General features: G+C 70.1%; 24 protein-coding genes and 2 pseudogenes. 17 read left to right on the top strand and 9 right to left on the bottom strand.

What is annotated here, in order from left to right; genetic code table 11:
- Positions 1-42 precede the first annotated feature (42 nt).
- From CFK39_RS17130 to CFK39_RS16125, 4 genes are all read right to left on the bottom strand, one after another.
- Complete coding sequence (locus CFK39_RS17130; RefSeq protein ID WP_275094134.1) at positions 43-174, bottom strand: hypothetical protein; 132 nt, start codon at positions 172-174, stop codon at positions 43-45.
- Between the two features lie 49 nt (positions 175-223).
- Complete coding sequence (locus CFK39_RS03380; protein WP_157697044.1) at positions 224-757, bottom strand: hypothetical protein; 534 nt, start codon at positions 755-757, stop codon at positions 224-226.
- 428 nt (positions 758-1185) lie between these two features.
- Positions 1186-1590, bottom strand: coding sequence for a DUF3054 domain-containing protein (locus CFK39_RS03375; protein WP_089064269.1), 405 nt, complete (start codon positions 1588-1590; stop codon positions 1186-1188).
- A gap of 114 nt (positions 1591-1704) precedes the next feature.
- Entirely contained in the window at positions 1705-2214 is a 510-nt protein-coding gene (locus CFK39_RS16125) for a hypothetical protein (protein WP_157697043.1), read from the bottom strand.
- Positions 2215-2801: 587 nt separating this feature from the next.
- Here CFK39_RS16125 and CFK39_RS03370 point away from each other — a divergent pair.
- The 7 genes and pseudogenes from CFK39_RS03370 (at position 2802) to CFK39_RS03340 (ending at position 7845) form a co-directional block, all read left to right on the top strand.
- Positions 2802-3943: pseudogene (locus CFK39_RS03370) on the top strand (histidinol-phosphate transaminase).
- Positions 3940-4599, top strand: a complete 660-nt coding sequence (hisB, locus tag CFK39_RS03365) for an imidazoleglycerol-phosphate dehydratase HisB (RefSeq protein WP_089064268.1) — start codon at positions 3940-3942, stop codon at positions 4597-4599. Before CFK39_RS03370 ends, hisB begins: the two are co-directional and overlap by 4 nt.
- Positions 4596-5222 carry a hypothetical protein gene (locus tag CFK39_RS03360; RefSeq protein ID WP_089064267.1) on the top strand — a complete coding sequence of 209 codons (627 nt, stop codon included), beginning with the start codon at positions 4596-4598 and terminating at the stop codon, positions 5220-5222. The genes hisB and CFK39_RS03360 overlap by 4 nt, the downstream gene beginning before the upstream one ends.
- Positions 5192-5910 (top strand): annotated as a pseudogene (gene hisH / locus CFK39_RS03355) (imidazole glycerol phosphate synthase subunit HisH). Before CFK39_RS03360 ends, hisH begins: the two are co-directional and overlap by 31 nt.
- A gap of 3 nt (positions 5911-5913) precedes the next feature.
- Entirely contained in the window at positions 5914-6072 is a 159-nt protein-coding gene (locus tag CFK39_RS16400) for a hypothetical protein (RefSeq protein WP_089064266.1), read from the top strand.
- A 103-nt stretch (positions 6073-6175) separates the two neighbouring features.
- Positions 6176-6910, top strand: a complete 735-nt coding sequence (gene priA, locus CFK39_RS03345) for a bifunctional 1-(5-phosphoribosyl)-5-((5-phosphoribosylamino)methylideneamino)imidazole-4-carboxamide isomerase/phosphoribosylanthranilate isomerase PriA (RefSeq protein ID WP_089064265.1) — start codon at positions 6176-6178, stop codon at positions 6908-6910.
- A complete protein-coding gene (locus CFK39_RS03340) occupies positions 6907-7845 on the top strand; it encodes an SseB family protein (RefSeq protein ID WP_089064264.1) in 939 nt (312 codons plus the stop codon). Before priA ends, CFK39_RS03340 begins: the two co-directional genes overlap by 4 nt.
- Before the next feature lie 99 nt (positions 7846-7944).
- Here CFK39_RS03340 and CFK39_RS03335 read toward each other — a convergent pair whose 3' ends face one another.
- Together CFK39_RS03335 and CFK39_RS03330 are read right to left on the bottom strand one after the other, a co-directional pair.
- Entirely contained in the window at positions 7945-8325 is a 381-nt protein-coding gene (locus tag CFK39_RS03335; RefSeq protein WP_089064263.1) for a DUF1844 domain-containing protein, read from the bottom strand.
- Between the two features lie 89 nt (positions 8326-8414).
- Positions 8415-9308 (bottom strand): hypothetical protein, encoded by an 894-nt coding sequence (locus CFK39_RS03330; protein WP_089064262.1) that lies wholly within the window; start codon positions 9306-9308, stop codon positions 8415-8417.
- Positions 9309-9635: 327 nt separating this feature from the next.
- Here CFK39_RS03330 and infC point away from each other — a divergent pair, with 327 nt between their 5' ends.
- The 6 genes from infC to CFK39_RS16650 are packed head-to-tail and all read left to right on the top strand — an operon-like array spanning position 9636 to position 13924.
- Positions 9636-10262, top strand: coding sequence for a translation initiation factor IF-3 (infC, locus tag CFK39_RS03325; protein ID WP_089064261.1), 627 nt, complete (start codon positions 9636-9638; stop codon positions 10260-10262).
- A 25-nt stretch (positions 10263-10287) separates the two neighbouring features.
- Positions 10288-10482 carry a 50S ribosomal protein L35 gene (gene rpmI, locus CFK39_RS03320; protein ID WP_089064260.1) on the top strand — a complete coding sequence of 65 codons (195 nt, stop codon included), beginning with the start codon at positions 10288-10290 and terminating at the stop codon, positions 10480-10482.
- A gap of 58 nt (positions 10483-10540) precedes the next feature.
- The gene (gene rplT / locus CFK39_RS03315; protein ID WP_089064259.1) at positions 10541-10921 is read left to right on the top strand and encodes a 50S ribosomal protein L20; all 381 of its coding nucleotides are present in this window, start codon (positions 10541-10543) and stop codon (positions 10919-10921) included.
- A gap of 29 nt (positions 10922-10950) precedes the next feature.
- Complete coding sequence (locus tag CFK39_RS03310; RefSeq protein ID WP_089064258.1) at positions 10951-11847, top strand: TrmH family RNA methyltransferase; 897 nt, start codon at positions 10951-10953, stop codon at positions 11845-11847.
- Positions 11844-13304: a bifunctional copper resistance protein CopD/cytochrome c oxidase assembly protein gene (locus CFK39_RS03305; RefSeq protein WP_245822881.1), complete on the top strand. Its 1461-nt coding sequence runs from the start codon at positions 11844-11846 to the stop codon at positions 13302-13304. Before CFK39_RS03310 ends, CFK39_RS03305 begins: the two co-directional genes overlap by 4 nt.
- Complete coding sequence (locus tag CFK39_RS16650; protein WP_245822879.1) at positions 13277-13924, top strand: cytochrome c oxidase assembly protein; 648 nt, start codon at positions 13277-13279, stop codon at positions 13922-13924. The genes CFK39_RS03305 and CFK39_RS16650 overlap by 28 nt, the downstream gene beginning before the upstream one ends.
- 94 nt (positions 13925-14018) lie before the next feature.
- Here the strand turns inward: CFK39_RS16650 and CFK39_RS03300 are convergent, their stop codons facing one another.
- A complete protein-coding gene (locus tag CFK39_RS03300; protein WP_089064257.1) occupies positions 14019-14639 on the bottom strand; it encodes an MBL fold metallo-hydrolase in 621 nt (206 codons plus the stop codon).
- The gene (locus tag CFK39_RS03295; RefSeq protein ID WP_089064256.1) at positions 14636-15736 is read right to left on the bottom strand and encodes an S-(hydroxymethyl)mycothiol dehydrogenase; all 1101 of its coding nucleotides are present in this window, start codon (positions 15734-15736) and stop codon (positions 14636-14638) included. Before CFK39_RS03295 ends, CFK39_RS03300 begins: the two co-directional genes overlap by 4 nt.
- A 191-nt stretch (positions 15737-15927) precedes the next feature.
- On the opposite strand from CFK39_RS03295, the gene pheS reads away from it, so the two are divergent.
- The 4 genes from pheS to CFK39_RS03275 all read left to right on the top strand — a co-directional run bounded on the left by pheS (position 15928) and on the right by CFK39_RS03275 (position 21710).
- Entirely contained in the window at positions 15928-17034 is a 1107-nt protein-coding gene (gene pheS, locus CFK39_RS03290; RefSeq protein ID WP_089064255.1) for a phenylalanine--tRNA ligase subunit alpha, read from the top strand.
- 1 nt (position 17035) lies between these two features.
- Positions 17036-19639 (top strand): phenylalanine--tRNA ligase subunit beta, encoded by a 2604-nt coding sequence (gene pheT, locus CFK39_RS03285; RefSeq protein WP_089064254.1) that lies wholly within the window; start codon positions 17036-17038, stop codon positions 19637-19639.
- Positions 19636-20709 carry a family 20 glycosylhydrolase gene (locus tag CFK39_RS03280; RefSeq protein WP_157697041.1) on the top strand — a complete coding sequence of 358 codons (1074 nt, stop codon included), beginning with the start codon at positions 19636-19638 and terminating at the stop codon, positions 20707-20709. Before pheT ends, CFK39_RS03280 begins: the two co-directional genes overlap by 4 nt.
- Positions 20710-20864: 155 nt before the next feature.
- On the top strand, positions 20865-21710 hold the full coding sequence (locus tag CFK39_RS03275) for an EndoS/ChiA family endoglycosidase (RefSeq protein ID WP_089064253.1): 846 nt from the start codon (positions 20865-20867) through the stop codon (positions 21708-21710).
- A gap of 111 nt (positions 21711-21821) precedes the next feature.
- On the opposite strand, the gene CFK39_RS03270 is transcribed toward CFK39_RS03275, so the two are convergent.
- The gene (locus CFK39_RS03270; protein ID WP_089064252.1) at positions 21822-23534 is read right to left on the bottom strand and encodes an ABC transporter substrate-binding protein; all 1713 of its coding nucleotides are present in this window, start codon (positions 23532-23534) and stop codon (positions 21822-21824) included.
- Positions 23535-23549 lie beyond the last annotated feature (15 nt).

The raw sequence follows: 23549 nt of genomic DNA, 5'->3' as shown, positions 1-23549 counted from the left end.
ATGGGTGCCGGAGTTGAGACGTGCGGCCGCGTCATCTCAGCGCTAGCTGTCCGAATTCGGCGTCTCCGCATCGGTGGGCTCGGCCGCCTCGTCGGCGGTCCCCGCTCTCGGCGCGTCGCGCTTGTCGCGGGTGGGGAACTGCGCGGCCGCCAGGGCGTCCATGGAACGGAACATCGCTACAGCGTGCTGGCGCGGCGGCTGAGTTCCCTGGGCGGCGACCCGCTCACAGGTGGTCGTGAAGGTCGGGGGGAGGCGCGATCGTCAGTTCGAACCCGAGCACTCGGTCATCGTCGCCGTAGTCGATGTCGACCTCGACCTCGCCGTTCCGGAATGTGCCTTCGTGGGGCGGGGGGCCATCCAGCGAGTCCTCCGGGCGCACGGGCGGACCATCGAGAGACGAGGGATCTATGTGTACCCTCCACCGTTCACCGACGCCGCGGTCACGATCCTGTCCGGAGGCATCGAGGTGTTCCAGGCGGGTTCGCACACGACCTCGACCTATGTACCACGAGGGGCTGAGCACGGTGAGGAGCACGAGACGGTGATCCGTGCTGATCTCCGGTTCGATCCACCACAGGTCGGTGTTCATAGAGGTCACTATGGTGGTGGACGGATCGGGTCGGGGGGTCTGGACCCTGAAATAGATCACTCCAGACCCTTCGACATCGACCTGCGTCTGAGGCATTCTCGTGTCAAGGGTCGGGTCACCCGTGTCGACGAGGTACTCCCCGGGAAAGAAGGAGAACTGAGTGCTCACGATTGATTGCCCTTCACCGGATGGTCGCCGTCTTTATGTTTCTCGTGCTGGTCACCACTATTATTTCATATCGTCCTGAACGGATGTATGTGATGCCGTTTTGCTGCTTGTAGATGCGGCCAGAGTTGAGGACGTGCTTGACGGGAATATTTCGACTGTTGATACGGCCTGCGGCGTGAGAGGTGATCGTTGTGGTCTTCCCCATCACTCCGGAGTAGAAGACCGCCGCGGTGCGGAACAAAGCCCACGTCCCCAGGCGTATCCGAGGTCGGCGTCCGGAACTCGATGAGGCTGGACTCGAAACCGGCGATCGAGAGGTCGAGTCAGCCCAGCGCGGCGACCCCCGGGGTGGCGCGTCGTCGGATCGGGAATCCTCATGGCATGAGGACAGGATACGGAAGCGAGGACCGGCGCGGTCCCCGTCGGCGTCAGGAGGCGGCGTCGCCCCTCGCCGCCGGTGAGGCGGCGGGTGTGCGCCGCTCGTCACGGGTGACGACCAGCGCCACGGCCCGCCAGCCCAGCATGCCTACTGCGGTGACGATCGCGGCCACGATCACGAAGGACAGCTCGGTGCCGGCCGCGAACAGGGCGCGGATCGCCATGGCGGTCGCGAGCGTGATCGCCCACACGAACACTCCGTGCGGCCAGATCCGGAACGGGGCGCGCCAGGCACGGATCGCGAGGTGGCCGAGCAGCACGCCGAGGGCGAAGGGCCAGCCCACCAGGAACAGGTTATGCGTGGTCAGCGCGGTGCCGTGCTGCACGAGACCGGTGGCGACGAAGAGGATGACGACCAGCAGGTCGCCGATCAGGGCACCGAGGGAACGGAACATCGCTCCAGAGTACGAGAGACCGGTCCTCAACGAGTAGGTGATCCTGACGATGTGCTCTGGGCAGGATGACTCATGCGTGAAATCCGGTGTTCAGCAGCTCCCTCGGGGGATGATTCAAGGGTCTCCAGATGCCTCCGGAGCGGGCGGGAAGGTGATCTCTGCATCGAGCACTCGCCCGTCCTCGCCACAGGTAACCTCGACCTCGCCGAGCCCGTTGTGAGCTCTCGCCCGATTGTGCCTCGTGTCAACTCCGTAGATCGGGGGGCCGCTGATCGAGTTGGGGTCGATAGACAGTTGCCATTTTTCGCCTTCAGGGTTATCTGGAGACGAGATTTTGTGGAGGCGAGCCACGATTTTGCCTCTGCCGATGTGCCAGGAGGTATTGAGCAAGGTGAGGCGAATCAAGCGATGATCACCGGAGAGTTCGGGTTCGATCCAGAACAGTGGGTCGCCGAAATCGACGGTGATGTTGTCGAGAGTCTCGGAGTCCGAAGCATCTAGAGCGAAACGGACTTGGCCGAAACCTTCGTCGTCGACCTCTTGCTGGGGAATCGACGCACTATAGTGCGGGTCTCCTGCATCAACGACGTATCTGCCGGTCAGGATCAGAGCATCTGAATCCATGATACTCCTAGCTATAGGACGACTGCAGTGACAATATTGCCCGATGCGGTGGCGATCCGAACTTCGTATTTGCCGTTTCGTATATAGGTGGACCCCCACTGCGTTTCGCGACACGCCCATTATTGAGGACATTCCTCACCGGTATGTTCTTTGCGTTGATTCTGGTCGCGGCGTGAGAAGTGACCGTGGTGCTGCGGCCCAAGACATTGGACTAGATCCGCATCCCAGAGTAAGCGCCGCATGCGAGAAGCTGTGAATCTTCGGCCTGGGTGGAAGATGGCGCGACAAATGTGCAGGTGATGGGACTCTGGGGATTCGATACGTTATCGATGTTTGCTTGAGCTGGGAACGCGAGAAGCGAGGCCAGTGCGAGACAGCAGATCAGGTGCGACTTCTTCATTACGCACTCTCCGTGGAGTTGAAAGTTCTCGGGCCTGCGAGGTCTGCCGCGGGCCCCAGAAGCTGCGTCGTTCGTGGAACAGTAAGATGTATCACAATGCTTCACGAACGGCACACGAACGGCAAGAGGCCGGCGTCGACGAGCTGCGCATGGACCGAGGGGCTCGAGGCTGCGACTGACAACTACCATGGAGACCATGCCGACCACGCCTGCTCCGACCCTCGACAGCTCTGCGTTGCCCGTCCCGCGCGACGGCATCGCAGGAGCCGCCCCGTACGGCGCCCCCAGCTGGAGGTCGCGCATGCGCTGAACGTCAACGAGAACCCCTACGGTCCCTCGCCCGAGCTAGCTGCGGCCATCGGCCGTGCCGCGACGGAAGCCGCTGTGGACCTGAACCGCTACCCGGACCGCGAGGCGCTCGGCCTGCGCGCCGAGCTGGGGGAGTACCTCGCCGCGGAGGCGGGGATCCCCGCGCTCGCCGCCGAGGCGGTCTGGGCCGCGAACGGCTCGAACGAGGTCATGCACCAGCTGCTGCTGGCCTACGGCGGCCCCGGCCGTACGGCGCTGGGCTTCACCCCGCACTACTCGATGTATCCCGAGTACGCCCGCGACACCTACACCGAGTGGGTCACCGCCGAGCGCGGCCCCGCCCCCGACTTCGCGCTCAGCGCCGAGGCGGTCACCGCGGCGATCGCCGCTCATCGCCCCAGCATCGTGGTCCTGACCAGCCCGAACAATCCCACCGGTACCGCGCTGGAGCTCGAGGTCGTCGAGGCGGCAGCGGCGGCGCTCGCCCCCACTCGCGGCCTGCTGGTGGTGGACGAGGCCTACGGGGAGTTCCGCCGCGACGGCGTCCCCAGCGCGCTCACCCTCCTGCCGAAGCACCCGAACCTGGTGGTCACCCGGACCATGTCCAAGGCCTTCGCGCTCGCCGGCGCGCGCCTGGGGTACCTGGTCGCCGACCCGGGAATCGTCGACACCGTCCGCGTGGTGCGCCTGCCCTACCATCTCTCCGCGCTCACCCAGGCGGTCGCTCGCACCGCGCTCGCCCACCGCGAGGAGCTGCTGGGGAAGGTCGCGCTGCTGCGCAGCGAGCGGGACGCGCTCGCCGAGCATCTGGCGGCCCGCGGCCACGAGGTCGCCCCGTCGGACGCGAACTTCATCCTGTTCCACAGCTTCACCGACCGTGACGCCGTGTTCGAGGACCTCCTCGCCCGCAGCGTCCTCATCCGAGCCGTCGGCCCCGCCGGCTGGCTGCGCGTCTCCCTCGGCACCCCCGAGGACAACGCCGCATTCCGTACCGCCCTCGAGGAGGCCGACCCCCGATGACCGACACCCAGAGCACCGCCGCGCAGAGCCCGGCCGCGCAGAGCCCGGCCGGGCGCGCCCCCCGCACCGCGAGCATCAGCCGCGCCACCCGGGAGTCCACGGTCGAGCTGACCCTCGACATCGACGGCACCGGCCAGGTCGACGTCTCCACCACGGTGCCGTTCTTCGACCACATGCTCACGGCACTGGGCACCCACGCCCGCTTCGACCTCACCGTGAAGGCGACCGGCGATACCCACATCGATGCCCACCACACCGTCGAGGACACCTCGATCGTGCTCGGTCAGGCGTTGCGCGAGGCGCTCGGGGACAAGCGGGGCATCGCCCGTTTCGGCGACGCGCTGGTGCCGCTGGACGAGACCCTCGCCCAGGCCGTCGTGGACCTCTCGGGCCGCCCCTACTGCGTCCACTCCGGGGAGAGCGAGGCCCAGGCCCTGCACCTGATCGGCGGTCACTTCACCGGCTCGCTGACCCGGCACGTCTTCGAGTCGATCGCCCACCATGCCGCGATCTGCCTGCACATCCGTCTGCTCGAGGGGCGGGACCCCCACCACGTGGTGGAGGCCCAGTTCAAGGCCCTGGCCCGTGCGCTGCGCGCCGCCTGCGCCTACGATGACCGCGTCCTCGACGTCCCCTCGACCAAGGGAGCACTGTGAGCACCGTCGACCCCGAAGACCCGCGCCAGGGCGAGAACCCCGACTCCGAGGGGACCGATCGCCCCGCCGACGACATCGACGTCGAGTTCGCCCGCCTCATGGAGGGCATCTCCCTCGACGAGCCGCCGCTGACGGTCGAGGACGTGCTGACCGAGCCCGAGGAGGAGGACGGCGAACCCACCGTCGCCGTGATCGCGACCTCCGTCGTCACCGCCAAGGCACTGGCCGGTGTGATCCGGCTGGGCCGGGAGGCGCGCACCGACGGGCTCGACATCCCCGCCGGCACCCGCACCCTCGACACCAGCACCGGTGCCATCGCCGCTGGTCCCCTGGCCGAGATCGCCGCGCATGACCTCGCGGCGATCACGTCCGCCGCGCTGCAGCGCAACGGGATCGTGCTGTTCTGGCGTCGCGGCGACCGCATGACCGCGACCCGGTATAAGAACGGGCAGCGCGCCGAGGACATCTCACCCGCGATCGTGCTGGGCGCAGTCGATGACGTGGTCGAGGAGCTGCTGCTGGGCGCGACCGACCTCGCCGAGCTGGGCGACGGGCTGGACCCCTCCGCGCTCAGCCGCGCCCAGGCCCTGGAATGGATCGCGTCCGGGAAGAAGCGCAAGTGACGGCGACGCCGCAGACCGCATCGTCAAAGCAGGTTCGCGCACCCCGCGTGGTGGTGCTCGACCACGGCTCGGGCAACGTGCGCTCCGTGGTGCGGGCCCTGGAGGCCGCCGGCGCCGAGGTCGACCTCACCGCGCAGCGCGAACGGGCGCTCACGGCCGACGGGCTCGTCGTCCCCGGGGTCGGCGCCTTCGCAGCGACGATGGCCCAGATCCAGGCTGTCGGGGAGACCGGCTCGTCGAGCGCCGGCTGGCCGGCGGCCGACCGGTCCTCGGGATCTGCGTGGGCCTGCAGGTCATGTTCGACGCCGGCGACGAGCACGGGGAGCGCTCGGCCGGGCTCGGCCAGTGGCCCGGCGAGGTGACTCGGCTGGAAGCGGGGATCGTCCCGCACATGGGCTGGAACACGGTCGAGGCACCCGCGGGCTCGGCCCTGTTCGCCGGGGTCGCCGAGGAGCGGTTCTACTTCGTGCACTCCTATGCCGCCCGACGCTGGGAGATGGAGCAGATCGGCTCACTCGCAGCACCCCGGGTGACCTGGGCGGAGCACGACGGCGACCGCTTCATCGCCGCTGTCGAGAACGGCGCGCTCTGCGCGACCCAGTTCCATCCCGAGAAGTCCGGGGACGCCGGCGCGGCGCTGCTGCGCAACTGGCTGCGCACCCTGCCCCGCTACGACCGGGAGGGCTGAGGGATGTTCCTCGCGTTCCTGACGCTGTTCGCCGGCGGCATGATGCTCGGCGGAGCCTGGTCCTTCTACCGCTCGAAGAAGCCCTGGTGGGCGAGCATCGCCCTCCTGCTGCTCGGGCTGCTCTGCATCGGGATCTCGCTGTGGCGCATCCAGGCCGGCTGAGCAGCCGAGAAACCAGCGGCGCGCACACTGCCGCGACTCCTCACCCATAGACCCCACCCCGTGCCGGGCCACGGCACGCACCATCGCTTCCAGGAGGCACCCCATGACCGCTCCCGTGCTCGAGCTGCTCCCCGCCGTCGACGTGCAGAACGGCCAGGCCGTACGACTCGTCCAGGGCGAAGCCGGCTCCGAGACCGCTTACGGTGCTCCGCTGGACGCCGCGCTCACCTTCCAGACCGGTGGCGCGAGCTGGCTGCACCTGGTCGATCTCGATGCGGCCTTCGGCCGCGGCAGCAACGCCGCGATGCTGGCCGAGGTCGTCGCCGCCGTCGACATGTCCGTCGAGCTCTCCGGCGGGATCCGGGACGACGAGTCGCTCACCGCGGCCCTGGCCACCGGATGCCGACGGGTCAACCTCGGCACCGCCGCCCTGGAGAACCCCGAATGGACCGCGGAGGTCCTCGCCGAGCACGGCGATCGTATCGCCGTCGGCCTCGACGTGCGCGGCACCACTTTGGCCGCTCGGGGGTGGACCCGTGACGGAGGCGACCTCTGGGAGACCCTCGAACGGCTCGACGAGGCCGGCTGCCAGCGCTACGTCGTCACCGACGTCACCAAGGACGGCACCCTGCGCGGACCGAACCTGGAGCTGCTGGCCGAGGTCTGCACCCGCACCGAGGCGAAGGTCGTCGCCTCCGGGGGGATCTCCTCCCTCGCGGACCTCAGGGCGCTGCGCGAGCTGGTCCCGGCCGGGGTCGAGGGCGCGATCGTCGGCAAGGCGCTGTATGCACAGGCATTCACGATGGGTGAGGCGCTCGACGTCGCGGGGCGCCCATGACCCCGTGGTGGAAGAAGCGCGCTGCCCGCGACCCGGCCCCGGCAGCGGTGCCCGCTCCCGCCGACGAGGCGCCGCCCGCCGCAACGGACGGCCAGGCACCGCCGGTCGGGCCCGACGGCCAGGCGCCCCCGTCTGCGGCCGGGGACCGGGCACGGCGCACGCTGCCCGCTCACTTCCGGGAGAAGTCACCGCTGGCGGACACGGCGGGGGTGACCTGGGAGGGCCGTGACTACACCGTCAGCCCCTTCCCCGGGGACGACGGAGCGACTCCAGAGCCTCTGGCGGAGGCGCTGGCCGCCCACCGCGCCGGGCAGGACCCGCACCGGCAGCACCTGGTGGCCGCTCTGAGCAGCGCACGGGTGCTGGTGCCGATCATGGCGGTCGCCACCGAGACGGGCACCACCGCACACGGCCTGACCGGAGATAACGGCGCCGATATGGCGATGGTCTCGATCACCGGGGCCGACGGCACCTCCGTGCTGCCGCTGTTCACCTCGGTCGCCGCGCTGAGCGCCTGGCGAGGGGATGCCCGTCCGGTGCCGGTCGTCGCCCCACAGGCCGCGCAGGCCGCTGTGCAGGAGGGATGCACCGCCCTGCTGCTGGACCCCGCCACACCGAGCGAGGACGGCGGGCCGGTTCTGCTGCCCCGTTCCGTGCTGTGGGCGCTGGCCCAGGGTCGGCAGTGGCTCCCGCCGCATCTGGATCCCGAGCTGGCCCGGGTGCTGGACCGCGTCGGAGACGAGGCCTCCGCCGCGGTGCAGGGACTGGCCGCCCGGGCCGGGGAGCGCGCCGAGGTGGACCTGCACCTGCAGCTGCGCCCCGGGCTCGCTGCCGAGGAGGTCAGCGCCGTGGTCGATGCCGTCACCGCCCGGCTCGGTCAGGAGGAGATCGTCGCGGAGCGGATCAGCTCGCTGCGGCTCGTGCTCGGCTCCTGACGCGTCCGGGTCGCAGCCGAGCGGCCTGCGGCCGCCTGCACCGTCACCGCCGGCCGGCCGGGCGGAGCCGTCGCACCGGCCCCGCCGGGCCGGTCCCGGTCAGGAGACGCGGCCGGTGTACTTCTCGCCCGGCGCCTCGCCAGGGGCATCCGGGAAGGGCAGCGCCTCGGCGAAGGCCAGCTGGAGCGAACGCAGTCCGTCGCGCAGCGAGCGGGCGTGCTCATTGCCGATCTCCGGCGCCGCTGCGGTCACCAGGCCCGCCAGCGCATTGATAAGCTTCCGCGCTTCGGCGAGGTCCTGGTACTGCCCGGACTCCTCGTCCTCGGCGAGGCCCACCTTCACCGCGGCAGCGCTCATCAGGTGCACGCAGGCGGAGGTGATGATCTCCACCGAGGACACCTCGGCGATGTCCCGCAGCTCCGAGGACTCGGCGGACTCGTCGGTGTGGTCGTGATGGTCGGGGTGCTGCTGATCTGTCACAGGGGGTTCCTTCGCGGTCGGGGTGCGGTTCGAGAGGAACCGCGGGGTTGAAGCGCCTCGTGGAGCGGGGCGCCGGGTACGGGGCGGGCTCAGCCGCTCAGCGGTACGGTGCCGCTCTCGCCGGTCTCGACGAGCTCGAGGTGGAGCCCGGTCGGTGCGGAGCCGATCGGCACATCGAAGACGGCGTGGAAGGTCTCGGACCCGCCCGGCGGGACCAGGCCGTAGTCGGCGCTGTCGGCGGGGTGGTCGCGAGTCGCCGCGCTGTCGACCGGATACGTCTCGTCGGCGGTCTCGAGGGAGACGTTGGTGCCGATCTGGACGCCGGCGGAGGTCGGGTTGTCCACCTCGAAGGTGACGATGATGAACTCGCCCTCGGGCTCGGTCCGGGAGCTCGGACCGCCCACGGCCCGGACCCCGATCTCGGTGCGCATCTCGGTCACCACCACGCCGCCGATCTCGGCGCTCGCGGGCCCGGCCCGCACCGGTGAGGACGAGGGGCCCGGTCCCTCGGCCTCTGCGGGGCCCGAGGGGGACAGGGATCGCAGAGCGAGGAATGCGCCACCCACGACGATGATCAGCAGGAGCACCGCAGCCACGGCGATCCCGGCGATCAGCAGCCGGCGAGGCCTCGCCCGCTCCGCAGCGGGCTCTGGTTTCGGGGCGGGCCGACGATTGGGCCGTGCCGGGCGGGGCGGCGGGGTCGGGAACCCCTCCGGGATCGGGCGGAGCACGGCGCGCGGCGCGGTGGCCGGGCGGGTTCCGGTTCCAGGATCGACTCCCGGCTCCGGCTCCGGCCCGCGGTCAGGACCAGCGGCCTCGAGCGGAGCCTCGCCGTAGCCGTACTCATACGAGGCGTCGGAGTGCTGCTGGGGACCGGGTGCAGGCCTCGCGGAGCCGTCTGCCGCGCTCGACCCATCGCGCGCAGGGGGCACGGGCACATCGTCCCGTTCCTGCCCGTCGGAGGCATGACGGTCGGTCTCCACCAAAACTCCTCGTCGGTCGCAGCTGATGGGCGCGACGCACATCACCTGGACGGTGGGCGCACGCCTGCTAGGATAGACGATTGGAACAGGTCGAGACCCTCGTCATCCGTTCCTCAAGTGGAGTCCCTTCCCACCTCGTGACGACCCGACTGTGAGCTCTCCGGCTCGCAGCGAACAGCCGCTGGGTCAGTATCGCAGCCGCGCCTCAACGCGCGGTGGGCGGGCAGCAATGCCCGGCCTGCGCCTCGGCGTCTGCACCTTGGGGCCTCCGCATGACATGCGGGGGCTTTCGTCGTCTTCCGACTCGAAACAAGGTGAGGAGCCAACATCAGCGAACAGCGCATCAACGGTCAGATCAGGGTCCCCAAGGTCCTCCTGGTCGGGCCCGCCGGCGAACAGGTCGGTGAGGTCCGGGTCGAGGACGCTCTGCGTCTCGCCCAGGAAGCAGATCTCGACCTGGTCGAGGTCGCGCCCGGCGCGAACCCGCCGGTCGCTCGTCTCATGGATTACGGCAAGTACAAGTACGAAGCCAACCTGAAGGCCCGTGAGTCGCGCAAGAACCAGGCGAACACGGTCCAGAAGGAAATCCGGATGGGCCTGAAGATCGACACCCACGACTACGAGACCAAGCGTCGCAACGTCGAGAAGTTCCTCGACGGCGGTGACAAGTGCAAGGTCATCATCCGCTTCCGTGGGCGTGAGCAGTCCCGCCCCGAGCGTGGTGTGAAGCTGCTGCAGCGGATGGCCGAGGATGTCGCGGACTACGGTTTCGTCGAGTCGCACCCGCGGCAGGACGGCCGCAACATGGTGATGGTCTTCGGGCCGCACAAGAAGAAGGCCCAGGCCATGGCCGAGGCCCGCAAGCGCAAGACCGATGCTGAGAAGGCTGCCGCCCGGGCCGAGAGCGAGAAGCCCTCCACCGAGGCCGGAGCCGAGACCGGCTCCGAGTCCTGAGAAACGTCACAAGGAGAACAGGCAGATGCCGAAGAACAAGACCCACTCGGGTACCAAGAAGCGCGTCCGCGTCACCGGCTCGGGCAAGCTCATGCGCGAGAAGGCCAATGCTCGCCACCTGCTGGAGCACAAGTCCTCCACCCGCAAGCGCCGCCTGGGCAGCGACACCACTGTCGCCAAGGCCGACGTCAAGCGCATGAAGAAGCTGCTGGGCCGCTGATCGCCCACGTGGGAGCACAGCTCCCACGCCCCTGAATTCACGATCGAAGGAGTATCACGTGGCACGCGTGAAGCGGGCGGTCAACGCCCATAAGAAGCGTCGGGAAATCCTCGAGCAGGCCAGCGGCTACCGCGGCCAGCGCTCGCGTCTGTACCGGAAGGCGAAGGAGCAGGTGCTGCACTCGCAGACCTACAACTTCCGCGACCGCAAGAAGCGCAAGGGCAACTTCCGCCAGCTCTGGATCCAGCGGATCAACGCTGCCTCCCGCGCCAACGGCATGACCTACAACCGCCTCATCCAGGGCCTGGGCCTTGCCGGTGTCGAGGTGGATCGTCGCATGCTCGCCGAGCTCGCTGTGAACGATGCCCCGGCATTCGCCGCCCTGGTCGAGGTCGCCAAGAACGCCCTCCCCGAGGACGTCAACGCCCCGGCAGCCTGACATCGCGGCACGATCTGCGATGAAGCGCAATGACTGAGCGCCCGGACCGGTCGCCGCTGACGTCCCCCCGTTCCGAACGGGTGCGGAAGGTGGCGGCTCTGGCCGGGCGCTCTGCGCGACGCAAGCAGGGACGCTTCCGCATCGAAGGGCCCCAGTCGGTCCGCTCGCTGCTGACCCACCGCCCCGAGCTGACCCGCGAGGTCTTCCTCACCGAGCGTGCGGCCGGTGCCCATGCTGAGCTGGTCGACCTGGCCAACCGCGCCGGGGTGCCCGTGCAGCTCGTCGACGAGCAGATCCTGCGAGCCCTGGTCCGCGAGACCGCGGCGGCCGGGCCGGCAGGGGACGGGACCGCGGAGGCCTCGGGTGCCCTGGTGTCCCCGCAGGGAGTCGTCGCTGTCGGCGCGCTGCCCAGCGAGGATCCTGCCTCCGCCGTCGCGGCACTGGCGGCGCTGGCGCCTGCGAAGGCGGCCACCGTCGTCGTGCTCCATGAGGTCCGCGACCCCGGCAACGTCGGCGCGCTGGTCCGCACCGCGGACGCCGCCGGCGCCGACCTGGTGCTGCTGACCCGCACCTGCGCCGACCCCTACTCCCCGAAGGCTGTGCGCGCCGCCGCCGGCAGCCTCTTCCATCTTCCCGTGCACACCGGCGCCGAGATCCAGGACGTGCTCGCACAGCTCGCCGCCTGCTCGATCACCGCCGCAGCCACCAGCGGGTACGCCGACTCAGAACTGTTCAGCGTCGAGCTGCCCACGCGGATCGCCTGGATCCTCGGCAACGAGGCGCACGGGTTGGACCGCGACACCCTCGGCGCCGCGCCGCTGGCCGTGCGGATCCCTCTGGCCGGGCACGCCGAATCACTCAACGTCCACACCGCCGCGACCGTCTGCCTCTTCGAGACGCTCCGGCAGCGACAGGCAGGGGCATGACCACCAGATCTTCGCGCGCGGGGGCGCTGCTGATCCCCCTCCTGCTGCTCCTGACCGTCGCCGCCGCCCTGGTGGGCATGGCCGCGACCGGAGCCCTGGCACCAGCCACGCTGGTCCCGGCCTCGCCCCTGGTGACCTGGGGGCTGCCCGTCACCCGTGCGCTGCACCACCTCGGGCTGCTGCTCGCCATCGGCGCCGGCGGCACCGCGGTGCTGCTGCTGCCAGGACCGGGTCGCCGTGAGGTGACCACACTGGACCCGCTGCGGCGGCGCACCGTCCGCCTCGGCGCCGTGGGAGCCCTGCTGTGGACGGTGGCGGCGCTGGCGCTGATCCCACTGGGCGGCCTGGAGTCGACCGGTGCGGATCCCGACCGCAACGTGTGGGACCTGGCCATGGGCGGCGACCTGGGTCGCCTGCAGATGGGGGTGGCCGTCTTCGCCGCCGCCTCCGCCCTCGCCTATGCGATCGCGCGGTCCACGGTCCTGGCCTGCTGGGGGCTCGCCTTCGCCGGGGTCGGGGTCGGCGCCCTGGGCCTGGCCGGTCACGCCGGAGCGAGCCTGGACCACATCAACGCCGTCAACGCCATGGCGCTGCACCTGGTCGCCGTCTCCGTCTGGGCTGGCGGGCTGCTGGTCATCGCCCTGCTCGCCCGGCGCATGCCGGAGCAGACCCTCGCGGTCACGATCCGTCGGTTCTCCCCCTGGGCGCTGGCAGCGGTGGTCTCCCTGGCGATCAGCGGAGTCGTCAGCGCCGTCATCCGGCTCTCGTCCTGGTCGGATCTGCTGACCACCGGATACGGGCGGGTGGTGCTCGTCAAGGCACTCGGGCTGCTCGTCCTGAGCGTGTTCGGAGCGCTGCAGCGGCGCCGGCTCGGGGACCGGGTGCGCTTCCGTCACCTGGCCTTCACCGAAGGGCTGGTCATGGCGGTGGTGATCGGGGCCTCGATCGCGCTGGGCCGCTCCGCGCCGCCGGTGCCGCAGGAGATTCCCGCGGTCGGTGATCTGCGAGTCATGTCCCTAGTCGGATTCCTGCCGCCCGAGCAGGAGTTCGGCCCGCTGACGATGTTCACGGCGTTCCAGCCGGACTGGATCTCCCTCGTGCTCGCGGTGGCGATGGCAGGCGCCTATCTCATCGGTGCGATGCGGCTGGCCCGGCGCGGGGACCACTGGCAGTGGCATCGCACCCTGGCCTTCCTCGCGGGCTGCCTGGCGTTCGCCTGGGTGCTCAATGGCGGTGCCGCGGCCTGGGGCAAGTTCCGCTTCGATGCGCACATGATCCAGCACATGGCGATGATGATGATCGTCCCACCGCTGTGGGTGCTCGGGGCTCCGGTCACGCTGCTGTCCAGAGCCATGCCCCGCGCACGGACGGCTCGCGCGGGATCCGGGAATGGGTGCTGGCGGCGCTGCACTCCGGGTACGCCCGGACCGTGTCCGCCCCGCCGGTGGCGGGAGTGATCTTCGCCGGCTCGCTGGTCATCTTCTACTTCTCGCCGCTGTTCGAGCTGGCGATGTACGACCACCTCGGCCATGTGCTGATGACCGTGCACTTCCTGGCCTCCGGATACCTGTTCGCCTGGGTGCTGATCGGCATCGATCCCTCCACCAGGCCCATCAACCCGGTGCTGAAGCTGATCACGCTGCTGGCGACCCTCGCCTTCCATGCCTTCTTCGGGGTGGCGCTGGTCTCGGCGACCTGGTTGGTGGCCGAGAGGTGGTACCTGGAGCTGGGCATGTACTCCGTGGACCGGCTCGCCCTGATCCAGACCCGCGGCGGCACGATCATGTGGGCGATCTCCGAGGTCCCCACGGTCGGCTACGCGATCATCGTCGCGGTGCTGTGGATGCAGTCCGACGACCGTCGCGCCCGGCAGTACGACCGCAAGGCCGAGCGCGACGGCGGCGCCGAGCTCGCCGCCTACAACGCGTACCTCGCCAGTCTGAGCGGCGAGGTTCAGCCCGCCGCGCAGAAGGACGAGGCGGAGCTGTCGGCCGCCGAGCAGCCGGAGGCCTCCCGGCCGCACCATGTGGAGCTCTCCGGGCAGGAACGGCCGGAACGGCCCGCGCAGGAGCAGTAGGGCGACGACACAGCGGGACGGCGGCGATCATCAGCTGATGATCGCCGCCGTCCCGCTGCGGGTGAGGTGCTCGGAGCGGGCGCCCCGTGCGGGCTCAGAGCCAGTCGCCCTGCGCGGCGCGCTTCTCGGTGCCGATGGTGGTGTCCGGTCCGTGGCCGGTGTGCACCACGGTGTCCTCCGGCAGTGCGAACAGGCGCTCCCGGACGGACTGCTCGATCGTCTCCCGTGAGGAGAAGGAGCGCCCGGTGGCCCCGGGTCCGCCCTGGAACAGGGTGTCGCCGGTGAACACGGCACCCAGCTCCTCGGAGTAGTAGCAGGTGGAGCCGGGGGAGTGGCCCGGGGTGTGCAGCGCCTCGAGGTTCACTCCCGCGATCGTGAACATGTCACCGTCGGCGACGTCGTCGTCCCAGGGCAGGTCGCCGTGGGTGAGCTGCCAGACCTCCCGATCGACGGGGTTCAGCAGGATCGGGGCCTCGAGTGCCTCGGAGAGCTCGGGCGCCATCCGCACGTGGTCGTCGTGGGCGTGGGTGAGCAGGATGCCCACGCACTCCCGCTCGCCGACCAGGTCCAGGACGGTCTCCACGTCGTGCGGTGCGTCGAAGACGACGCACTGCTCGTCGTCGCCGAGCACCCACACGTTGTTGTCCACCTGATGGGTCTCGCCGTCCAGGCTGAAGGTGCCGGAGGTGACTGCGTGTGCGAGTCGAGCGGTCATCGGGCCACCTCCACCACGGTGCGCAGGGTGTTGCCGTCGTGCAGCGCGTCCAGCGCGCCGTCGGTGCCGGCAAGGTCCGTGCGTCCGGTGACGAAGCGGTCCAGCGGCAGTCGGCCCTGCAGGAACAGATCGATCAGGTACGGGAAGTCCCGTTCGGGCAGACAATCGCCGTACCAGGAGGACTTCAGCGCCCCGCCGCGACCGAACACGTCCAGCAGCGGGAGGGTCAGCTCCACGCCCGGTCGCGGCACTCCGACCAGGACCACCCGGCCGGCGAGATCACGGGCGTAGAACGCGGTCTCGTAGGTCTGCGGGATGCCGACGGCGTCGACCACCACATCCGCGCCGAAGCCGCCGGTGAGCTCCTGCACCTTCTCCGCCACCTGCTGCGGGGACAGGCCCTCGGTGTGCAGGGTGTGGGTGGCGCCCAGCTCGGTCGCCGCGGCGAGCTTCTTCTCGTCCACGTCCAGCCCGATGATGGTGGTGGCCCCGGCGAGCTTCGCGCCCGCGATCGCGGCGCAGCCCACGCCGCCCAGGCCGATCACAGCGAGGGACTCGCCGCGCTGGACCTGCCCGGTGTTGATCGCCGCACCGATGCCCGCCATCACGCCGCAGCCCAGCAGGCCGGCGACCTCGGCGGGGGCGTCCTCGGAGATCTTCGTGCACTGGCCCTCATGGACCAGGGTCTTCTCCGAGAAGGAGCCGATGCCCAGTGCTGCGGTGAGCTCGGTGCCGTCAGAGAGGGTCATGGGCCGGGAGGCGTTGTGGGTATCGAAGCAGTACTGCTGCACGCCCTTCTTGCAGGCCCGGCACTCGCCGCACACGGCACGCCAGTTCAGCACCACGTAGTCGCCGACCTCCACATGGGTGACGGACTCACCGATCGCGGAGACACGGCCGGCGGACTCATGGCCCAGCAGGAACGGGAACTCGTCATTGATGCCGCCGTCACGGTAGGCGAGGTCGGTGTGGCAGACACCCGTCGCCTCGATGTCGACGACGACATCTCGGGGTCCGGGATCGGGGATCACGATGTCGAGCAGCTCTGCCGGCTGCTTCTCGGTACGGGCGACGACGCCCTTCACGGTCCAGGTCACAGTGGCCTCCTTCGAGGTCGGGGGTTCCCTGCCAGCCTAGCCGTGAGCGGCGCGCCGAGGGCTGCGGGACCGATCCCGTCTCGACGCTCGGACCGCCGGCGCACCCAGGACCCTCCGCGCCTCCTAGAATGGTCCGCGGTGCCTCGCCCCGGCGCACGCACCCTCCTGCCCCCTGGACGAAAGCGATACCCGTGTCCGAGTCACCCTCGACTCCCGCCGCCCCGGTCATCGACGAGGCGACCATCGGCGCCGCCGTCGACGCTGCCCTCGCCGCGATCTCCGCGGCCACCACCACCGCCGACCTCAAGCAGGTCCGTATCGCGCACGTGGGCGATCACAGCGTGCTCTCGGCCGCGAACCGCGCCATCAAGGACCTGCCCAAGGACCAGAAGGCCGCCGCTGGGAAGCTGGTCGGCCAGGGCAAGGGCCGGGTGCAGAAGCAGCTCGTCGCCCGGCAGGAAGAGCTCGCGGCTGCGGAGGAGGAGGCCGCGCTCGCCGCCGAGACCGTCGACGTCACCCTCCCCACCGACCTGCGCCCCCGCGGTGCCTCGCATCCGCTGACGGTGCTGACCGACCGGATCAACGACTTCTTCGTCGGCATCGGCTGGGAGATCGCCGAGGGCCCGGAGATCGAATCCTCCTGGCTGAACTTCGATGCGCTGAACGCCGATCCGGAGCACCCCTCCCGATCTCTGCAGGACACCCTGTACGTCGCCCCCGAGGGCTCGGGGATGCTGCTGCGCACGCAGACCTCGCCGGTGCAGATCCGCGCGATGCTCGAGCGCGGCGCCCCGCTGTACGTCGCCTGCCCCGGCACCGTCTACCGGGCCGACGAGATCGACGCGACCCACTCGCCGATGTTCCACCAGGTCGAGGGCCTCGCGATCGACAAGGACCTGACCATGGCGAACCTGGTCGGCACCCTCGATGCCTTCGCCGCGCATCTCTTCGGCGGCACGCCGATCACCCGACTGCGCCCGAACCACTTCCCCTTCACCGAGCCCAGCGCCGAGATGGACTTCCGCTGTTTCAGCTGCGAGGCCCGTGACGGCCTGGACCACGACGCCGACCCCAGCTGCCGCGTCTGCGGCGGCACCGGCTGGATCGAGATGGGCGGCTGCGGCATGGTCCATCCCAACGTCCTGCGCGCTGCCGGGGTGGACCCCGAGGAGTACCAGGGCTTCGCCTTCGGCCTCGGGATCGAGCGCCTGCTCATGCTCCGCAACGGCGTGGCGGACATGCGCGACATGGTGGAGGGCGACGTCCGCTTCTCCCAGCACTACGGTACGGAGATCTGAGATGCCCCGCATTCCCCTGACCTGGCTCGCCGAGCACACCGAGCTGCCCGCCGGCGCCTCCGCCCTGCAGGTCGCCACCGACCTCTCCCGCATCGGGCTCGAGGAAGAAGCACTGTTCGGCGCCCAGGTGACCGGACCGCTCGTCGTGGGCCGAGTGCTGGAGCTCGTCAAGGAGCCCCAGAAGAACGGCAAGACCATCAACTGGGTGCGCGTGGACGTCGGCCCCGAGCACAACGAGGACGCCGATGATCCGAAGGATCCGCAGCCGGGCGAGGAACGCCCCAGCCGCGGCATCATCTGCGGCGCGCACAACTTCGTCCAGGGCGATCTGGTCGTGGTGTCCCTGCCCGGCACCGTGCTGCCCGGCGACTTCGCGATCGCTGCGAGGAAGACCTACGGCCACACCTCCGACGGCATGATCTGCTCCGGCGACGAACTGGGCCTCGGCCCCGATCCCGACGACGAGGACGGGATCATCGTGCTGGGCCGCGGCCACGCCGCGGGCCTGACCGGTGAGCCCGGGGACGACGCGGTCGCGCTGCTGGGCCTGGCCGACGAGGTCGTCGAGATCAACGTGACCCCGGACCGCGGGTACTGCTTCTCGATGCGCGGCGTGGCCCGCGAGTACTCCCACGCCACCGGCGCCTCCTTTGCCGATCCGGCCACCTCGGTACAGCTCCCGCAGATCTCGGCCGGCGGGACGGCCGTGCAGCTGCGCGACCAGGCCCCGCTCCAGGAGACCGAAGGCTGCTCCCGCTTCGTGGCTCTCGAGGTCCGCGGCGTGGACCCCGCAGCGCAGACCCCGCGCTGGATGGCCCGCCGCCTCACCCTGGCCGGCATGCGCCCCATCTCCCTGATCGTGGACGTCACCAACTACGTCATGCTCGACCTCGGCCAACCGCTGCACGCCTACGACGCGGACAAGGTGGTGGCCCCGATCGTGGTGCGCCGCGCCGGGCCCGGCGAGAAGCTCACGACCCTCGATGACGTCACCCGCACGCTGGATCCCGAGGACCTGCTGATCACCGACAGCGACGGAGGCGAGGGCGCCCGCATCCTCGGCATCGCGGGCGTGATGGGTGGGGAGTCCACCGAGGTCTCCGCCGAGACCTCGAACATCGTGCTCGAGGCGGCGACCTTCGACCCGATCACGGTCGCCCGCTCCTCCCGTCGTCATCGTCTCCCCTCGGAGGCCTCCAAGCGGTTCGAGCGCGGCGTGGACCCGCAGCTGCCGCCGGCGGCCGCCTACCGCGCCGCCCAGCTGATCGTCGAGTTCGGCGGCGGCCGGATCGCCTCGTCGATCACCGATGAGGGACGCGTGCCGCCACCGGTCGCCCCGATCACGCTCCCGCTCGGCGACGCCGAGCGCGTGGTCGGCATCGCCTATACGCACCAGCAGGTGCGCGACAGCCTCGAGAAGATCGGCTGCGAGGTGGAGGAGGGACCCGACGGCACGCTCGCCGTGACCCCGCCGACCTGGCGCCCGGACCTCACCATCCGCGAGGACCTGGTCGAGGAGATCGCCCGGCTGGTCGGTTACGCGACGATCCCGTCGATCCTGCCCACCGCCCCCGGCGGGCGGGGGCTCACTCGTGCTCAGCGCGCCCGCCGCGATGCGAACCGCGCGCTCGCCGAGGCCGGGCTCGTGGAGGTCACCTCTTACCCGTTCGTGGGCGAGGGCATCTTCGACGCCCTGCGCTACGAGACCGGGGACGCACGCCGCGACGCCGTGCGCCTGCTGAACCCGCTCGCCGATGTCGAACCGCTGATGCGCAGCTCGCTGCTGCAGACCCTGCTGCCCGTGGCCCGGAGGAACCTCGGCCGCGGCGAGGAATCGGTGGCGATCTTCCAGCTCGGCACCACGTCGCGGTCCCGCGGTGAAGGATCCCGCTCCCCGGTGCCCGCGGCCGCACAGCGACCCACGGACGCCGAGCTCGACGCGGTCCTCGCCGCGCTGCCGCTGCAGACCCGCGCCCTCGCCGCCGTGATCGGCGGGGCGTCCGGACCGGACTCCTGGCAGGGAGAGGTCACCCCCTGGGGATGGACCGATGCCTTCGACCTGGCCCAGCGCGCGGCCGCGGCCGTCGGCGCCCGGATCGAGGTGCGCCAGGTCGAGCAGGCACCCTTCCACCCCGGCCGCGCCGGCGAGCTGCGGGTCCTCGCCGCTGACGGGGAGAGCACGGTGATCGGCCACGCCGGTGAGCTGCACCCTGCCGTGGTCAAGGAGTTCGGACTGCCCCAGCGCACCAGCGCCCTCGAACTCGACCTCGAGGCCCTGATCGCCTCGGCCCCGGCAGTCGTCGCTGCGACCCCGGTGCCGACCTACCCGGTGGCCAAGGAGGACTTCGCCTTCGTCGTCGATCAGGACGTCCCCGCTGCGGCCGTCGAGGCCGCGATCGTGGTGGGCATCGGCGACCTCGCCGAGAAGGTCCACCTCTTCGACGTCTTCACCGGCGAACAGATCGGCGAGGGCAGGAAGTCGCTGGCCTTCTCGGTGCGGCTGCGCTCGGTCGAGGGCACATTGACCGCGGAGCAGATCGGCGCGGCGCGTCAGCGCTGCATCGCGGCGGTCGATGCGGCCGTCGGGGGCGTGCTGCGCGCATGAGCGTCTCGGTCCCCACCCCGAGCGGCCTGACCACGGGACGGTACGTCGGGCTCAGCCTCGACGCGGGGCGGAAGGCCTTCAGCGCGTCCGGGGTGGTGGGCCTGATCGCCCGCCTGGGCGAGCTGGGCTTCACAGCGCTGCATCTGCATCTCACCGAGACGTACCGCGTCGGGGTGCAGCTGCCGGGATTCGAGGAGCTCGCCGCCGAGGACGCGTGGGACCGCTCCGACGTGGCCCGGATCGTCGAGGCGGCCGACGCTGCCGGGATCGCGCTGATCCCGGAGATCGACCTCCCCTCCCATGCGGCCGCACTGCTGGTGGGTCGTGAGCATCTGCGGCTGAGAGACCGGCACGGCGTGGTGCATGAGGACCGGCTGGACGTCTCCCGCCCCGAGGCGCTGGAGTTCGCCCTCGCCCTGTTGGAGGCGGCCGCCGAGCTGTTCCCGGGGGAGGCGATCCACCTGGGCGGGGACGAGTTCTTCGCCGCGCCCTGGGAGGGTGAGGACGAGCAGCACCCCGAACGCTTCCCGAGCCTCGTCGCGCACGCCCGGCGCGAGCTCGTACCCGCGGCGACGGCGCTGGACTCCTATGCGCTGTTCGTCAACGCCCTCGCCGCCCGGGCGGCGGAGCTGGGCCGGATCCCGATGCTGTGGAACGACCACGTCGTCCCGGCCTCCGAGCAGCCCGTGGTGCCGATCTCCTCGGACATCGTGATCGACGTGTGGGTCCGGTGGCGGGAGTGGACCCCCTCGGTCCACGACTACCTCGACTCCGGCCACCGCGTCGTGAACTCCAACGGCGACCTGCTGTACTTCGTGCTCTCCGGGGACGGGCTGCCCGAGCCCCACGGCCGCCGCCGGTTCGGCCTGCTCGAGGACACCTTCGCCCCGCGCCGCTTCATGGGCCTGGCCGCCCAGGACCATCACCTCGACGTCCCGCCCGTCCCCGCGGGAACGCCGGACCCCGTCCTGGGGCCTCGATGTCCGTCTGGTGCGACGCACCGGACGTGCTGGGGGAGCGGGAGACCTTCGAACTGCTCGAGACCTGGCTGGAGCCCTTCGCCCGCGTGATGCGGGCCGGCTGAGCCCCGATCCCGCTCCCGGCGCGCCTGCATCGGCTCCTGCACAGCACGAGCCGATCCTCCGCAGCTTCCCCACTGTGCTTCCCACCCCGGTGACGACATGGAACGATGGGCACTCAACCGTTCAAGCAACGAGGAGCCGCCATGGTCGCCAGCCCCTATCCCCGCACCGATCTGCAGATGGCCTACTTCCGCACCTGGCACGACCGGGTCGCGGATCCCACGAAGCCCAACTGCTTCGGTGACATCCCCGCGGAGGTCGACGTCGCCTTCGTGTTCCCGGATTTCACCCCGCCCGAGAACCCGTTCTGGGACGTGCTGCGCCAGGAGTACGTCCCGGCCCTGCACGAGCGCGGCACAGCCGTGGTGCGCACCACGGACATCGGCGCCCTCCTGGACCCAGCGTTCCCCGACACCCCCAGCGGCCACCGCGCCCTCGCCGAGAAGCTGGTGGGCGAGCTCGTCCATGCCCACGGTCTCGACGGGCTGGACGTCGACATGGAGAACCGGCTCGAACCGGCCGCCGCCGACCGGGCCGCCGCCGTCTTCCACGAGCTGTCGCGACTGCTCGGCAAGGAATCCGGCACCGACTCGCTGCTGATCTACGACACCAACCTGGGCGGCGATCAGCCCGTCTTCCGCGACACCGCGGAGCTGTACGACTACGTGCTCGTGCAGGCCTACGGACGGAAGCTCGATTCGCTGCAAGGGACCTGGGACACCTTCGCCCCGCTGATCCCGGCCGAGCGCTGGCTCATCGGATTCTCCTTCTACGAGGAGTTCGACCTCAACCGCTGGGACGACACCTCCGAGCCCGTCGAGGACTCCCGAGCCCTGGCCTACGCGCAGTGGCAGCCCGCAGGGGAGACCAAGGCCGGGGTGTTCTCCTACGCCATCGATCGCGACGGGGTCGATTTCCTCGACGATGAGATCAGCGGGACCGACTACCCCTGGACGCGCCTGCTCTCGCAGCACCTGCGAGGCATCTGAGGCCGACGCGCCGGGCCGGCCGGCAGGCGCGCCGTACGCAGGAGCGGCCGACGGGGCCGACCCACGCAGGTGGGCCGGCCCCGTCGGCCGTCGGAGCGGCGGTGACAGGCCTCAGGTGGTGGGTGTGATCGCCATCAGCAGCTGGGTCATGTTGCCCATGCCGTTCACCCGCGGGAAGTAGTCGACGTCGGCCGGATCCGGGAAGCCGTTCCAGTTCTTCTGCGAATACATGACGCCGGTGCCTCCGCCCTGCACGGGAGCATGCGGAGCCTGCTCCAGGAAGGCCTGCTGGACGCCCTGGACGCCCTCGGTGATCTGCTCCTGGGTCTCCGGGGTGTTCAGGGTGGAGACGAGGATCTGCATCTTCTCCGCGGCCTCCTCGCCCCAGTCCCAACGGCCCCAGTTGCCGTTGGTCGTCTCCTCCTCGATGGGGAGGATCGGCTGGTCGTACATGGTGTAGTTCGACCAGGGGGAGCCGGGATAGCCCAGTCCCGTGGCGACGAGGTCGAACTCCCCGGTGGCGAGGATCGTGTCCATGACGTCCTTCGGCTTCGGGTCGAAGGCGACTTTCACGCCGAGGTGCTCCTCCCAGTTGGAGACCACGATCGGCATGGTCACCATGAAGGTCGCGTTGTCGTTCTGGATCTGCAGGCTCAGGGGATGCTCCGTGCCGTCCTTCTCCAGGTTGCCGGCCGCGTTCACGCTCCAGCCGGACTTCTCGAATGCCGCCTTCGCCGCCTCGGCGTCCAGCGCCATCGGCTCGTTGAACTCAGGCTGCTGGAGCGATTCGTTGAGGACGGGATCCACGCCGGCGGCGTTGGGGATCGTGTAGCCGATGCCGGAGGCCTCCATCACCGCGGTGTAGTCGACCGCGGCGCGGAAGGCCTGGCGCACGTCGTCGTCGGCCATCGGCGACTCGGGACGGGCGGTCATGAAGATGATCCCTTCCGAGGCACCGTCGGCGATCCATGCGTACTCGTTGGTCTCCGCCATGCCGATGAAGCCGTTGACCACGCCCGGCGCGCCGCCTTCTGCGAAGTCGACCTCTCCCTGGCTGATCTGGGTCTCGATATTTCCTGCCTGGCCCGAGGGGACGAACTGCACCTGGCCGACCTCGGAGGTGCCACCCCAGTAGTCCTCGCGCATCGCGTAGGTGATCAGCTGAGTATCGAAGGACTCCAGGGTCGCCGGGCCGGTGCCGATGGGGTCATCCATGATGTCCTGGGGGAACTCCAGCTGGTCCCCGTCCTGGTAGACGTGCGCAGGCACGATCGGGTAGTAGAGGGCGAGGTTCACCTCCTGCTGGCGCTGGTCGTCGTTGTACTTCACGGTCACGGTGTGATCGTCCGGGGTCTCGATCGGGGAGGCGAGCCACACGAACTCGTCCTCCGCGGGCTCCGGGTTCGGAGTCCCGTAGATCGAGCCCAGGGTGAACAGCACGTCCTTCGAGGTGAAGGGCTCGCCGTCGGACCAGGTCACCCCCTTGCGAAGGTGGTAGGTGACCTCCGTGCCGTCCTCCGAATGCTCGGCGGACTCCGCGAGCATCGGCAGCAGCTGCCCGCCGTCCTTCGAGGACAGGCGGAACAGCGGCTCGTAGACGAGGTCGAGCCCGGGCGCCGTATCGCCGCCGCCGTAGCGGTTGAAGTTCTTGGCGAACTGGTTCGTGGCGGTCACGGTGGCGCCGACGACGAACAGGGCGCCTTCGCCACCTCCCCCGCCTCCGGTGCCGCCGCTGTCGCTGGAACAGCCCGCCGCGGTCGCGGCGAGGGTTCCGATGCCGAGGGCGCCGAGCACGCTGCGGCGGGTCATCTTCGGTGAGATCATCCTTGATCGTTCCTT

Origin of the sequence: Brachybacterium avium (genome assembly GCF_002216795.1) — a bacterium.
Lineage (GTDB): Bacteria > Actinomycetota > Actinomycetes > Actinomycetales > Dermabacteraceae > Brachybacterium > Brachybacterium avium.
The sequence above is the reverse complement of the archived record's forward strand: the minus strand, read 5'-3'. Positions and strand labels throughout refer to the sequence as shown.